Origin of the sequence: Amycolatopsis pittospori, from assembly GCF_013870525.1 — a bacterium.
GTDB lineage: Bacteria > Actinomycetota > Actinomycetes > Mycobacteriales > Pseudonocardiaceae > Amycolatopsis > Amycolatopsis pittospori.
Genome location: NZ_JACBXD010000060.1, coordinates 18,235 through 31,445 on the forward strand (window position 1 = coordinate 18,235; position 13,211 = coordinate 31,445).

The following is a 13,211-nucleotide window of genomic DNA, read 5'->3' on the forward strand; positions in this document are numbered from 1 at the left end:
GCCAGTTCCGCAGACCGCCTGGCAAGCGGGGAGTAGCGGATGGACGCAGGCGGGTTCCCGGTTCCGGCGGTGCCGAATTCCGCTTCCTCCATTTGGAGGACGCAAACCCCTGTGCTGGAGGCCTTCTAGCTGTGTTCAACACGGCCGAGGAGCTGATCGCCCGTATCGGGGGCCAGATACGCCGTTTCGCAATCGGACGCGAACGGCGGTCCGCTGATCCACCTGGAGGCGTGGATCGGTCAGGAAGGACATTTGTGAGCAACACCGATCTTTTGAGCGACGTCGAAGGTGGCGCCGCCGAGTCGAACGGCGCCGTCGCTCCCAAGCGCACGGTCGGCGGACTGACCGGCAAGACCGTCGCCGAACTGCGCTCGATCGCTGGGGAACTCGGCATCGGCGAGACGACGGGTATGCGTAAGGGCGACCTGATCGCGGCCATCCGCGAGCGTCAGGGCAAGACCAAGCGCAAGTCCCCCGCCGCGGCGAGCGAAACGCTTCCGCTCGAGGGAATCGATGCACCGCGGAAGGCTCCCAAGGCCGACGCGCCCAAGACGGCGGCCCCGAAGCAGGAGGCCCCGAAGGCCGACGCGCCGAAGGCGGAAACCGCCCCGGCCGAGGCCCCGCGTGCCGAGAAGGCCGACAAGGTCGAGAAGGCCGAGAGGACTTCCGAGAACGGCTCCGCGCCCGCCGCCGAGCGGCCCGCGCAGCAGGACAACCAGCAGGACGGCCAGTCGCAGCAGGAAGAGGGCGGCCGCAGCCGTCGTCGTCGTGGCTCCAACCGTGCCGCGGGTTCGCCCGACCAGGGCGGCCAGCAGCGTGAACGCGGTGAGCGCAACGAGCGCAACGACCGCAATGAGCGTGGCGACCGGGCCGAGCGTGGCGACCGGGGTGACCGGGGTGACCGCAACGAGCGCGGCGACCGGGGTGACCAGGGCGGCAACCGTCAGGGCAACCGGGACGGCAACCGCGACAACCGCGGCCAGGACAACCAGCGCCAGCGCAACCAGCAGGGCGGCCAGGACAACCGCGGCCAGGGCCAGGGCCCGCAGGGTGACGACGACGAGGAAGGCGGCCGTCGCGGCCGTCGCTTCCGCGACCGTCGCCGCCGGGGTTCCGGCGGTGGCCGTGAACAGGGCGGTTCGCCCGACACCGAGATCCGCGAGGACGACGTCCTGCTGCCCGTCGCGGGCATCCTGGACGTGCTCGACAACTACGCCTTCGTGCGGACGTCGGGCTACCTCGCCGGGCCGAACGACGTGTACGTCTCGCTTTCGCTGGTCCGCAAGTACGGCCTGCGCCGCGGTGACGCCATCACCGGTGTCGTGCGCCAGCCGCGCGACGGCGAACAGCAGCGGCAGAAGTTCAACCCGCTGGTGCGCGTCGACTCGATCAACGGCCTGGAGCCGGACGAGGCCAAGCGCCGCCCCGACTTCACCAAGCTGACCCCGCTGTACCCGAACGAGCGCCTGCGCCTCGAAACCGAGTCGCACAAGCTCACCACCCGCGTCATCGACCTGGTGATGCCGGTCGGCAAGGGGCAGCGTGCGCTGATCGTGTCGCCGCCGAAGGCCGGTAAGACCACGATCATGCAGGACATCGCGAACGCGATCTCCACGAACAACCCCGAGTGCCACCTGATGGTCGTCCTCGTCGACGAGCGTCCGGAAGAGGTCACCGACATGCAGCGGTCGGTGAAGGGAGAGGTCATCGCCTCGACCTTCGACCGCCCGCCGTCCGACCACACCTCGGTCGCGGAGCTGTCGATCGAGCGGGCGAAGCGCCTCGTCGAGATGGGCCACGACGTCGTCGTGCTGCTCGACTCGATCACCCGCCTCGGCCGTGCGTACAACCTCGCGGCCCCGGCTTCCGGCCGGATCCTCTCCGGTGGTGTCGACTCGACCGCGCTCTTCCCGCCGAAGCGTTTCCTCGGCGCGGCGCGCAACATCGAGAACGGCGGTTCGCTCACGATCTTCGCCACGGCGATGGTCGAGACCGGATCCACCGGTGACACGGTCATCTTCGAGGAGTTCAAGGGCACCGGTAACGCGGAGCTCAAGCTCGACCGGAAGATCGCCGAGCGCCGGGTGTTCCCCGCGGTGGACGTCAACCCGTCCGGTACCCGCAAGGAAGACCTGCTGCTTTCGCCGGACGAGCTCGCGGTCACCCACAAGCTGCACCGGGTGCTGCACGCGCTGGACTCGCAGCAGGCCATAGACCTGCTGATCTCGCGTCTGCGCAAGACGAAGACCAACATCGAGTTCCTCATGCAGGTCTCGAAGACGGCCCTCGGCTCGAACGACGACGACTGATCCTTCGGTCTTCGCGGTTTTGAAATGAAGGGGCCTTTCCTGGCGGAATTCGCTGGGGAAGGCCCCTTCAACGTATTCCTGGGAGGACTTCGTGGGCTCGCTGCCCGACCGCATCGTGGTCTACGGCGTCACCGGGTCGGGGAAGACGACTCTCGCCGGGCGATTGGCCGAAATCACCGGTATCCCTTGGCATTCGGTGGACGATTCCCTCGCTTGGCAGCCGGGTTGGGTGCCGGTTCCCGATGAGGAGCAACGGCGCCGGGTCGCCCGGCTGGTCGACGAGGACCGCTGGATCATCGACGGCATGTTCTCCGAATGGCGTGACATCGCTCTGCCCCGCGTCGAACTCGTCGTGGCACTGGACTACCCGCGCTGGGTTTCGCTGTGCCGTCTGGTGCGCCGGACGGTGGTGCGCTGCGTCACGCGTCGCGAGATCTGCAACGGGAACGTCGAATCGGTGCGCGGAATTCTTTCGGGTGACTCGATCATCGTGTGGCACTTCCGGTCCTTCGCCCGTAAGCGGCGCACGATCCGGGATTGGGAAGCCGATCCGGCCGTGCCGGTGGTGCGATTGACGTCTCCGCGCGCGACCCGGCGCTGGCTGCGAGCCGTGACCGCTGACCGCGCTAGTCCGTGAAGGCCTCCTTCCCTACTCTCAAGGTAGGGAAGGAGGCCTTCACGGACACCTGGGCCGAAGCTCAGCGGTGCGGGCGCGCGGCGGGCGTCCAGCCCCGGTAGTTGTTGAAGTAGTTCACGCTCGACGCGTGGCCGATCTTGCCGCCGATGCTGGAGGCATAGATGCCGCCGCTGCCGTCGGCGATGCCGACGTGACCCCACTGGCTGATGTTCCAGTACACGAAGGCGCCCTTCGGCGGCGTCCCGGTCGTGTGCTTCGGGCTCGCGCCGTTCCAGTGCGCGTTGGCCGAGGCCCAGACGCCGGTGGTGCCGTACGCGTTCTCGACGGCCTTCTCACAGAGGCCCTGGTACGCGGTCGAACCCAGGTGGTTCTTGAACCACTGGACCGCGCCGGCGGGCGTACCGTCGCCGGCGCCCTGGATGGCGAGGTCGCTTTCGGACACGGTGGTGAACGTGCCCGCGGCCGGGTTGATGTCGGCGGCGGTGATGGTGGCGCCCGCGTCGTGGACGGCCGGAGCGGCCCCGGCGACCGGCGCCACGGCGAAGGCCGCGATGGCCAAAGCGGCGACGGACGCGGGCTTCGCGACCTTGGCGAGGATGGTGCGCATGATCAGTACCTCCTGTTGAGGAATTACCAACAGGCCGACCATCTCGTGGACGGGTACAAATTTCGTACAACTCGGTGTCGATAGTTGATTACTCAACGTGCTGGAATATGCCGGAGCAGGGGTGCGTTAACCCCACTGCCAGCGCATCTGGCAAAATCATCCGCTGAAGTCCGGCACCGGTTCACCCCGCACGGGGACCCGGGGCCAACGAGAGAGGACACCATGAAAAGCGGTATTCACCCCGAGTACGTCGTCACGCACGTGAACTGTGACTGTGGCAACGAATTCACCACGCGCAGCACCAAGACCTCCGGCAACCTCCACGTCGAGATCTGCTCGAACTGCCACCCGTTCTACACCGGCAAGCAGAAGCTCATGGACACCGGCGGCCGCGTCGCGCGCTTCGAGGCTCGCTACGGCAAGCGCAAGAAGGCCGAAGACGCCAAGTAGCTTGAACGACGGCGCCTACCCGCATGTCCGGGTAGGCGCCGTTTTTCTTGGTCAATTCCGGTGCCGTAGAGAGGTGGAGTGGTGGATTCGAGTTCGCTGAAGGGTCTGCTCGAGGAGCATGCCCAGCTGGAAGAGCAGCTGGCCGACCCGTCCGTGCACGCCGACCAGGCGCGCGCACGCAAGCTCGGCCGCCGCTACGCGGAGCTGAGCCCGGTCGTCAAGACGATCCGGGAGCTCGACACCGCCCGTGAAGACCTCGAAGCGGCGAAGGAGCTGGCGTCGGAAGACGCGACCTTCGCGGCCGAGGCCGAGGAGATCTCCGCGAAGATCCCCACGCTGGAGGCCAAGCTCACCGAACTTCTCCTGCCGCGTGACCCGTACGACGGGTCCGACGTCGTCATGGAGATCAAATCGGGTGAAGGCGGCGAGGAGTCGGCGCTGTTCGCCGGCGACCTCCTGCGCATGTACCTGCGCTACGCCGAGCGTCACGGTTGGAAGGCCGAAGTCCTCGACTCGGTCGACTCGGACCTCGGTGGCTTCAAGGACGTCACGGTGTCCATCAAGAGCCGTTCGGCCGCCGTCGACGGTGTCTGGGCGCGGCTGAAGTTCGAGGGCGGGGTGCACCGTGTGCAGCGCGTGCCCGCCACCGAATCGCAGGGCCGTATCCACACCTCCGCGTCCGGCGTGCTCATCTACCCCGAACCCGAGGACGTCGAGGTCGAGATCGACCCGAACGACCTGCGGATCGACGTCTACCGCTCGTCCGGCCCCGGCGGCCAGAGCGTGAACACGACCGACTCGGCGGTGCGCATCACGCATATCCCGACCGGTGTCGTCGTCTCGTGCCAGAACGAGAAGTCGCAGATCCAGAACCGTGCCCGCGCCCTGCAGGTGCTGCAGGCGCGCCTCCAGGCGATCGCCGAGGAAGAGGCCGCCGCGAAGGCCTCGGACGCGCGCCGTTCGCAGGTCCGCACGGTCGACCGCTCCGAGCGTGTCCGCACCTACAACTTCGCCGAGAACCGCATCGCCGACCACCGGGTGAACTACAAGGCGTACAACCTGGACCAGGTCCTCGACGGCGACCTCGACGGCGTGCTGGACGCGCTGATCACCGCGGACCGCGAGGAGCGTCTCGCCGCGCACGCCGGCTGAGCTGCGTCAGCCGGGTTCCACGGAGAACGGGTCGTCCTCCAGGCCGGTGTGAATGGCCCGGACCGACATGCCCACCTGGGAGAGACGCTCGGTCACCTCGTCCGTGATCCGGCGAAGCGCCTCTTCGCCGCTTTCCCCTGCTCTGGCTGGGAAAGCCGACAACAACACCGCTTCGCAAGGTCCAGCGTCCGTGCTGATCCGGATCAACGACGCCGAAAGGTCCGTCACGGTCGGCTCGCACAGCCGGATGGCGGCCTGGAGATCGCCGGTGGGGACGAAGAGATGCACCCGTGAGATGACGTCGCTGTCCGCGCGCGGGCTGAAGTCGTGCCGGGGGACGTACGCCGGTTCGCGCGGGTCGGTGCCGCCGAAGGTCGCCATGAGCGAATAGAGCGTGTAGCCGTCGACCTTGGTGTCGTAGGCGTCGTAACTGCCGTACTGGCCGGTCTCCGGTGTGCCGTGGATTTCGAAGAATTCCGCGTTGAGACCGAACCGGAAGAGCGCGGGCAGCGCGGCTCGGTTCAGCGTTTCGGTGGGCTCCTCGTCGTCGGCGGGCGCGGTGCGATACCCGGCGGAGACGGAGTAGCCCTTCCAGCCGCCTTCGGGATCCGCCCGGCAGATCTCCACCGCGGTCGCTTCGAACTCGCCGATGAATTGTTCACCCAAAGCGGCCGCCGTCGCGAAATCGTCCGTTTCGATATTCGCGGATATCTGCGTGACGACGTCCGTTTCTCGGAGATCCATGACTATTTCGCGGGCCCTTCTCGGACAACAGGTGTGTTCAGCTTAGTGGTGGAAGTGGCGAGGGTCTGTCCCGGGCCGCGTGCTTCCGCTACGGTCCCTGTGCGGTAAGGGAAATCCGGCCTCGAGGGAAACGAATTCGTGGCGTACGCAGACGACGTGGACATCGGGGAAAGATCGATTCCGGCCGAGCGGAAACGTGGCGCGCGGGCTCTTGTCCTCGGTGTCGGAATCGTACTTTCGAGCGCCGCCGTCGTCGCCAGGGTCGGCCGGTTCGGTTTCAATCCGACCGATCAGGGTTTCGTGCTCGCGCAGGTGTGGCGGGTCCTGCACGGCGAGATCCCGCAGGTCGATTTCCTCGGGCCGAGGCCGTTCGGCTCGGCTTATCTGCATTTGATCGATCATCTCGTTCCGGCGCCGCTGATGATCGGGTCGGCCTTCGTGATGATGGTGCAGTTGACCGTCGCCACGTTCGCGCTCGCGGCGCTCCTGACCGGGACTTCGCCGCTTGCTTGGGGGCCGCTGCGGCTCGGGCTGGTCTTCGCCGCCGCGCTGGTCTGCCTCAACACGTATCCGCTGATGGCCTGGCACACCGTCGACGGTGTCTTCCTGGTCGCGGTCGGCTGGTGGCTGCTCGACAGCGGGCTGCGCTCCGGCACGCGATGGCGGCGGTGGCTGGGCCTCTTCTGTCTCGGGTTCGCGATCATCGTCAAGCAGAGTTTCCTTTTCGCGGCTCCGATCGGGTTGCTGATCCTGCTCTTCCATCCCGCCGCGCCGCCGAAGAAGGCGTCCCGCCTGCTCGGTGACGTGCTCGTGCTCGGCGCGGCACCGGTGCTCTACTTCGGCATGGTGACCGTCGCCGGGGGACTGCGGTCGGCGATCGCGCAGCTTTCCGGTGGCCGGCAGACCTGGGGTGAAAGCCTGTTCCGGTTCTGGACGGCGGAGTTCGCCGGCCGCGCCGATCCGAGGACGTACCTCGTTCCGGTGCTGCTCGGGGTGTTCGTACTCGCGCTCGCCCGTGGACGTCTCGGCGAACCGGGCCGCTGGTTCCGGGCGGCGACGGCGCTGTGCGTCGTCGCCGTCGTGGTGTTCGTCGTGGCCGACGGCGGTTTCGAGCACGCCGGCAGCTGGCCGATCTCCCTGCTGTGGCTCTTCCTGGCCGCCGCGGCGCTCGACGCCGTCCGCCGAAGACGGCTGCCGTGGCAGCATCTGGCGATCGCCTCGCTCGGCTGGATGGCCAGTCTGTCCTGGGGTTACCCGCTTCCGGGGTTGCTCGCCGGGATCTTCGCGCTCGGAGTCCTGGAGGCCGTCGCCGAGGACCTGCCGCGGCCGCCCAAGATCGCGGGCGGGGTCCTCGGCGCGGCAGCGTTCGTGCTCGCCACACTCCAGTTGTTGTCCGCGCACGACAAGGCGCCGTACGCGGACAGGCCACAAGGTGAACTGACGAAGGACCTCGGAGACATCGCGCCGTCGCTGCGCGGTATCCGCACGAATCCCAGCGTCCATCGCTATGTCGCCCAGATCCGCGACTGCCTGGACCGCTATCCGGCGTCGAGAGTGGCCGTCCTGCCGGACAATCCTTTCGTGGCAACGATCTTCGGTGTGCGCAATCCGTTCCCGGTGGACTGGCCACTTCCGATGGAACTGACCGGCGACAGTCCGGAAAGGATGGTCGAAGCGGCGAAAAGCCTCGACCGGGAAGGGAACTATCTCGTGCTCTTCGAAACGATCGAACCCGTCTCGCTGACAGCGGGCGCCCCGGTGCCCGACTCCGTCGCCCTGGACACGCCGACGATCGGACTGAGCGGCATCGAAGGCCGGATCAAGGACGAACTCACCGGGACCAGGGTCACCTGCGGCAGCTTCACGGGATTCTGGGCGTCGTCGCGCTGAGGGTTACCCGGTCCACGAACCGGTCGCGAATCTCAGGAACAACAGCGCGCACAGCAATGAATTCGCGTAGAGGACCACGTGCACACCCAGCCGCAGCCGCGGGTTCCGTTCCCCGAACAGCACCAGCGCCACGTACATCACCAGGCACGGCAGCAGATAACGCTGCACGGAGATGACATTGCTGTTGATGGTCAGCATGACGATCGACGCCATCCCGAACAGCGCGAGCGGGAGCCCCTTCGCCCGCAGTGCCAGGACGACGTACACCGATGACGCCAGCAACAGGATCAGGCCGACGAACGGTAGGACCTTGTTGATCAGCAGCCATTCCGTCATCGGGGTCTCGCCGGCGAAAGCCCGGAGTGAAGGCTTGGCGGCGTTCCAGATGGTGGGCAGGATGTTCGGATCGAGCTGGTGGTAGGGCCAGTACGCTTTCATCATCGCCGGGTCGAAACCCGCCAAGGCGTTGCCCACCTGGAGTTTCATGGACACCAGATGTGCGCCGAGGCCGGCGAACGCGGCGGGGAACCACAGCAGCCGCCACGAAAGCAGGCCCCGGAACCGCCACTCCTGGCTGCGCCAGAATTCCAGAAAGCACAGTCCCACGAAGACCGCGGCGGTGATCCGCGTGGCGGTCAGGGGGATAAGGCACAGCCCCATCGGTGTCCACCGCCGCCGCAGGGCGAACAGGAACGCCCAGAAGCCGAGTGCGCAGAATACCGCCTCCGTGTAGAAGGAATGCAGGAAATACGCCGTCGGTGCGGTGAGGAACGCGGCGACGACCAGCCTGGCGCCGCGTTCGGAGACGAAGAACCGGCCGATCTTCAGCAGTGCGACCGCAGCGAGCCAGGTGGCGATCAGGTTCACCAGGAAACCGGCGGCGATGATGCCGATTCCGCCGAAACCGATCGTGTGCACCAGCCAGACGAGCGCGGGGAACAGCGGATAGAACGCTCGGACCTGCGGTGCGCCGTCCGCGTATCCGTTCTGCACGATCTCGCCGTACCACAGGGAATCCCAGCGGTATGTGTGCACGAGCAGGCTCGGTGACGAACCGATGCCCGATTCGGGGACGCCGTTGCCCGCTTCGATCGGGACGATCGGCCCGAACAGCCACACAACGCCGAACAGGACGGCGTTCCACGCGACCACGACGGCGAACATCTTGCCGAAGTCGCCTGTCGGCCACCTGCGCCAGGTTTTGGGTTCGGCGGTCGCCGGCCGCTCCAAGGTGCCGGTCATTCGCCGCCTCCGGGAACGACGGCGGCGGGTTGCCGGAAGACGACTTTGGCGTAGAGGAGGTAGTTCCACACCAGGCCGACCGCGATCCCGGCGAACTTCGGGATCAGCAGATGGAGGCCGGGGAAGGCCGAGTTGACCGCGAAGATGACCAGCGCCTGCACGACCCAGAGCCCGAAGGCGGTGATCGCGAAGAACAGGATCGCCTGTCGTCGCACGTCACCCTCCTTGGCGCGGAAGGTGAAGTTCCGGTTGAGCGTGAAGCTGAGCAGCATGCCGGCCGTGGTCGAAAGGAGGTTCGCGACGAAGAGCGGCACACCCATTGTCGCGAGGACGGCGAACCCGATGGCGTCGATCAGGGTGTTCGCCACGCCGACCAGCCCGAATCGTAAGCGGGTCCCGGAAAGGGTCTTCACCGCGCGGTACTCCCGGCTTCGGAGGTGGCGAGCATGGCGGTGCGGACCGACGCGACGCCGTACAACGGCCGGTTCTGCACCTGGGAGTAGGTGCGGCCGATGTAGCTGCCGAGTACGCCGAGCATGATGATCTGGATCCCGCCGAGGAAGAACATCGCGATGGTCATGAACGCCCAGCCGGGGACCGCGGTCTCCGGGGCGAACAGCTTCACGCCCGCGACGTAGAGGATGCCGAAGAAACTGAGCAGCGAGATCAGATGGCCAAGCCGCGTGATCATCTTCAACGGGGCGACGGAGAACCCGAGGATCCCGTCGGCGGCGAACCGGAGCATCTTGCGAAGCGGATAGCCGGTGACGCCCGCGTGCCTCTTGTCCCGGTCGAACAGGACGGCCGTCTGCTTGAAACCGACGTAGGCGACCAGGCCGCGCAGGAAGCGGTCCCGCTCGCGGTACTTCCGCAGCTCGTCGACGACCTTGCGGTCGATGAGCCGGAAGTCGCCGGTGTTCTTTGGGATGTCGACCGAGGCGAGCGTCCTCAGGACCTGGTAGAACACCCCGGCCGTCAGCTTCTTGAACGCGGAATCCCGTCGTGACCTGCGCTGCGCGTAGACGACGTCGTATCCCTGCTCCCACCGCTCGATGAGTTCGAGCGCGACGCGGGGCGGGTCCTGCAGGTCGCTGTCCATGATGATCACTGCGTCCGCGTCGACCAGGTCCAGGCCGGCGGTGACCGCCATCTGGTGCCCGAAGTTGCGGGCCAACTCGATCACGGTGACACGGTCGTCGCGTTCTGCGAGTTCCGTGAGCCGGGCGAGTGACCCGTCGCGGCTGCCGTCGTCGACGTAGAGAAAGCTGAAGTCGTAGCGATCGGCCAGCGGCTCGATCACCTGACCCACGGTGGTGTCGAGCAGCGCGATGTTCTCTTCCTCGTTGTAGATCGGGAAGATGAACGTGATTCTTCGGCGCTGTGGATTCCTGTGCACGGGGGCTCCCAGGTTCCGGTCTGTGTCGGGGGGTTCGTCCCGTTGACGACACATGCGGCCGAAACGTTGCCTCTATCGAGTGAAATCGAGGCAGAATCGAGAAGGCTCGAAGATCAGGTGGAGACGGTCGCGGTCTCCGGTTCGCGTTCCTCGACGGACTCGGTCTCGTCCTTGCGCCGCGGCAGGAACGAAAGCGCGGCGAAGGCGGCGGCGAGCAGGGTCGGGAAGATCGTCAGCTGCTGGTGCTTGACGTTCTCGATGCCTTCCCCGAGACCGGAGACCAGGATCTGGCCCATCGCGAACAGCAGTAACATCAGCACCACGATGCCGACGTCGCGACGACCGGTGCGGTTGCGGAAGGCACGGAGCCCGGCCCAGCCGATGAGCAGCCAGATCGGCAGCAGCGCGAACAGCCCCAGCGGGGCGATCCAGCCGGTGATCCCGGACAGGACCGGGACCCGGTACTCCTTGGCCAGCGGCGGCTGTCCCGCGTGCTCGCCGAAGCTGCCGAGGTTCGGCACGCGCGCGGTGAGCGTTTCCTCGGCCGCCTTGTGCAGGATCTGGACCACGCGCACCGGGTGTTCCAGGTAGTACTGGGCGACGTTGCGGCGGCTGATCTTGTCGCGGTACTGGGCGTACTCGGGGGAGCGCCAGGCCGCGTTCTCGCTCCACCAGCCGGTGCCGACGTACTGGGCGAACTCCGGAGGGAGGCCCAGCGCGGCGAGGTCGCCGTTCGTGTCGTGCTCACCGTCCACGATCGCGTTGAACACGACGTGGTACATGTTCGCCTCGCGGTACTCCGCGTTGGCCGAGTCGCCCCCGCCCTGCACCAGCGCGGTTCCGGCGCCCACGACGGCGAGGACGGCCAGCGGCAGTGCCCAGCGGGCCATCCCGCGGCTGCCCGCGGGCCGGACGAACAGCAGCGCGAGCGCGAACAGCGGGATCAGCAGCAGGGTCTGCGACTTCGCGTTGATCCCGATCATCGCGCCGAGCACGGTGACGGCGGCGCCGGTGTAGCGCCACGGCCCGGTGCGATGCATCAGCAGGAGCCCGCCGGCGAGCAGGAGCATCCCGATGAAGGCGGCGCCCTCGCTCAGCACGGAGGCGAAGTACCCGAAGAACGCCGAGTCCGCGGCGACCAGCAGCAGCGCGGCGGTGGCGATGAAGCTGTTCCGGACCGAGAGGCGCAGGCCCGCGACGATCGCCGCGATCCCGCCCGCGACCAGCAGACAGCCCAGTACGCCCAGGACGAGCAGGTTCAGGATCGCGGACGAGCCGAGCAGCTGCCCGGCCTCGCTGGCGATCTTGTCGATCCAGCTCTGGCTGGAGATGTACTCGCTGTTGCAGGCGGGGGCGGTGCCGTACGAGAAGCGGACGAAGCGTTCCGACGGCCTGTCGAGTTCGCGGGCGCCGAGCTGGCACAGGATGCGCCAGCCGTCGCCGTTGTCCGCCATGCCGATCGGACGAGGAACCAGGAATCGGACGAGGAGGACCCCGAGCGCGGCGAAAAACACGCCCAGAGTCAGTCGGATCTCCCGGATCTTCACCCGCGTCACCTTAGAAGATTCCGGAGGGTGATCAGTTCGTGCCCTCTCTAACACTTGCGGAGAGGAAGTTCTGGATCGCGTCGAGCCAGGCGTCGCGGGCCTCGACGCCGATGCCGTGTCCGGCCTCGATCTCGATCAGTTCGGAGCCCGGGATCCCGGCCGCGAGCTCGCGGGAGTGGGCAGGGAGGACGAGTCCGTCCCGCGTGGTGGCGATGACGAGCGTGGGCACCGCGATCCCGGCCAGTTCGGCCCGGGTGTCGACGCCCGCGACCAGGCCGACGTGCTCGGGGCTGCCTGCCGGGATGTAGTCGGCGAGCCCGTCGATGGCGGCTTCGAGTTCCGCCGGGCCGAGTGCGTTCAGGTGCGTCTCGCCGGTGGCGGCGAAGGTGAGGAACTTCGCCAGCAGCCGCCGGTCGCCGTCCAGCAGCTCGCGCCAGATGTCGACGGCCAGCAGGAGGCGGTTGTCCGGCTTCGTGAACCCCGCCGTGAGGATGAGGCCGGTGACCCGATCGGGGTGCCGGGTCGCCGCCCGCACGGCGACGCCGGTGCCCACGGAGTAGCCGAGGATCGCGAAGCGTTCGAGCCCGGCGTCGACGGCGATGGAGACCAGCTCGTCGGCGACCGCGTCGAGGTCCAGTGGCTCGGTACTGCGTGGAGTGGCCCCGGTGCCGGGGTAGTCGGGGCCGACGACGGTGTGGGTGCGCGCGAGGTCGTCGAGGATGGTGCCGAAGTTGCCCTCGATACCGCCGCCGCCACCGTGGGCGAGCAGCAGGCCGGGACCGGAACCGCGGACGACGTGGGCGAAATGATTCGTCATGCCGGCGACGTTAAGTACTGACATCGATGTGAAGGTCAATCACGGATGATGGGGGTCACATGCTGATCGGCGAGCTGTCCCGGCGGACCGGCGTCAGTCACCGGCTGCTGCGCTACTACGAGGAGCAGGGGCTGCTGGTCTCACGGCGCGACTGCAACGGTTACCGCACCTTCGGCGATGACGCGGTCACCACCGTGCGGCAGATCCGCGCGCTGCTCGCGGCCGGGCTGAGCACCCAGGTCATCGGCAAGATGCTGCCGTGCGCGAACGGCGAACTGCCGGAACTCGACATGTGCCCGACGGTCGTGGCGGAGATCCGGCGCGAACTCGCCGAAATGGACGACCGCATCGACACCCTGCGGGAGCGGCGCGGGACACTGGCCGGATACCTCACCATCGACACCATCGACGCGTAGGAGA

13 protein-coding genes are annotated in these 13,211 nt (G+C 67.4%); 6 read left to right on the plus strand and 7 right to left on the minus strand.

Annotated features, from left to right (window positions below; all coding sequences use genetic code 11):
• Nucleotides 1-254 precede the first annotated feature (254 nt).
• Nucleotides 255-2,309: a transcription termination factor Rho gene (gene rho / locus H5J31_RS28035; RefSeq protein WP_181775649.1), complete on the plus strand. Its 2,055-nt coding sequence runs from the start codon at nt 255-257 to the stop codon at nt 2,307-2,309.
• Nucleotides 2,310-2,400: 91 nt separating this feature from the next.
• A complete protein-coding gene (locus H5J31_RS28040; protein WP_181775650.1) occupies nt 2,401-2,946 on the plus strand; it encodes a P-loop NTPase family protein in 546 nt (181 codons plus the stop codon).
• A gap of 61 nt (nt 2,947-3,007) precedes the next feature.
• Here H5J31_RS28040 and H5J31_RS28045 read toward each other — a convergent pair whose 3' ends face one another.
• Nucleotides 3,008-3,553: a CHAP domain-containing protein gene (locus H5J31_RS28045; protein ID WP_181775651.1), complete on the minus strand. Its 546-nt coding sequence runs from the start codon at nt 3,551-3,553 to the stop codon at nt 3,008-3,010.
• 222 nt (nt 3,554-3,775) lie between these two features.
• On the opposite strand from H5J31_RS28045, the gene rpmE reads away from it, so the two are divergent.
• The gene (rpmE, locus tag H5J31_RS28050) at nt 3,776-4,003 is read left to right on the plus strand and encodes a 50S ribosomal protein L31 (RefSeq protein WP_007028345.1); all 228 of its coding nucleotides are present in this window, start codon (nt 3,776-3,778) and stop codon (nt 4,001-4,003) included.
• 81 nt (nt 4,004-4,084) lie between these two features.
• A complete protein-coding gene (prfA, locus tag H5J31_RS28055) occupies nt 4,085-5,155 on the plus strand; it encodes a peptide chain release factor 1 (RefSeq protein ID WP_181775652.1) in 1,071 nt (356 codons plus the stop codon).
• Between the two features lie 6 nt (nt 5,156-5,161).
• On the opposite strand, the gene H5J31_RS28060 is transcribed toward prfA, so the two are convergent.
• Nucleotides 5,162-5,899: a hypothetical protein gene (locus H5J31_RS28060; RefSeq protein ID WP_181775653.1), complete on the minus strand. Its 738-nt coding sequence runs from the start codon at nt 5,897-5,899 to the stop codon at nt 5,162-5,164.
• 138 nt (nt 5,900-6,037) lie between these two features.
• On the opposite strand from H5J31_RS28060, the gene H5J31_RS28065 reads away from it, so the two are divergent.
• Nucleotides 6,038-7,789 carry a hypothetical protein gene (locus H5J31_RS28065; protein WP_181775654.1) on the plus strand — a complete coding sequence of 584 codons (1,752 nt, stop codon included), beginning with the start codon at nt 6,038-6,040 and terminating at the stop codon, nt 7,787-7,789.
• Between the two features lie 3 nt (nt 7,790-7,792).
• On the opposite strand, the gene H5J31_RS28070 is transcribed toward H5J31_RS28065, so the two are convergent.
• From H5J31_RS28070 to H5J31_RS28090, 5 genes are all read right to left on the minus strand, one after another.
• Entirely contained in the window at nt 7,793-9,031 is a 1,239-nt protein-coding gene (locus tag H5J31_RS28070) for a hypothetical protein (protein WP_181775655.1), read from the minus strand.
• A complete protein-coding gene (locus tag H5J31_RS28075; RefSeq protein WP_181775656.1) occupies nt 9,028-9,444 on the minus strand; it encodes a GtrA family protein in 417 nt (138 codons plus the stop codon). Before H5J31_RS28075 ends, H5J31_RS28070 begins: the two co-directional genes overlap by 4 nt.
• Nucleotides 9,441-10,427, minus strand: coding sequence for a glycosyltransferase family 2 protein (locus H5J31_RS28080; protein ID WP_328701638.1), 987 nt, complete (start codon nt 10,425-10,427; stop codon nt 9,441-9,443). Before H5J31_RS28080 ends, H5J31_RS28075 begins: the two co-directional genes overlap by 4 nt.
• Nucleotides 10,428-10,540: 113 nt before the next feature.
• Nucleotides 10,541-11,974, minus strand: coding sequence for a glycan biosynthesis hexose transferase WsfD (gene wsfD, locus H5J31_RS28085; RefSeq protein ID WP_181775658.1), 1,434 nt, complete (start codon nt 11,972-11,974; stop codon nt 10,541-10,543).
• Between the two features lie 31 nt (nt 11,975-12,005).
• Nucleotides 12,006-12,791 carry an alpha/beta fold hydrolase gene (locus H5J31_RS28090; protein WP_181775659.1) on the minus strand — a complete coding sequence of 262 codons (786 nt, stop codon included), beginning with the start codon at nt 12,789-12,791 and terminating at the stop codon, nt 12,006-12,008.
• Nucleotides 12,792-12,850: 59 nt separating this feature from the next.
• Between H5J31_RS28090 and H5J31_RS28095 the strand changes: the two genes are divergently transcribed.
• Nucleotides 12,851-13,207 carry a MerR family transcriptional regulator gene (locus H5J31_RS28095; RefSeq protein ID WP_181775660.1) on the plus strand — a complete coding sequence of 119 codons (357 nt, stop codon included), beginning with the start codon at nt 12,851-12,853 and terminating at the stop codon, nt 13,205-13,207.
• The last annotated feature ends 4 nt before the right edge of the window (nt 13,208-13,211 follow it).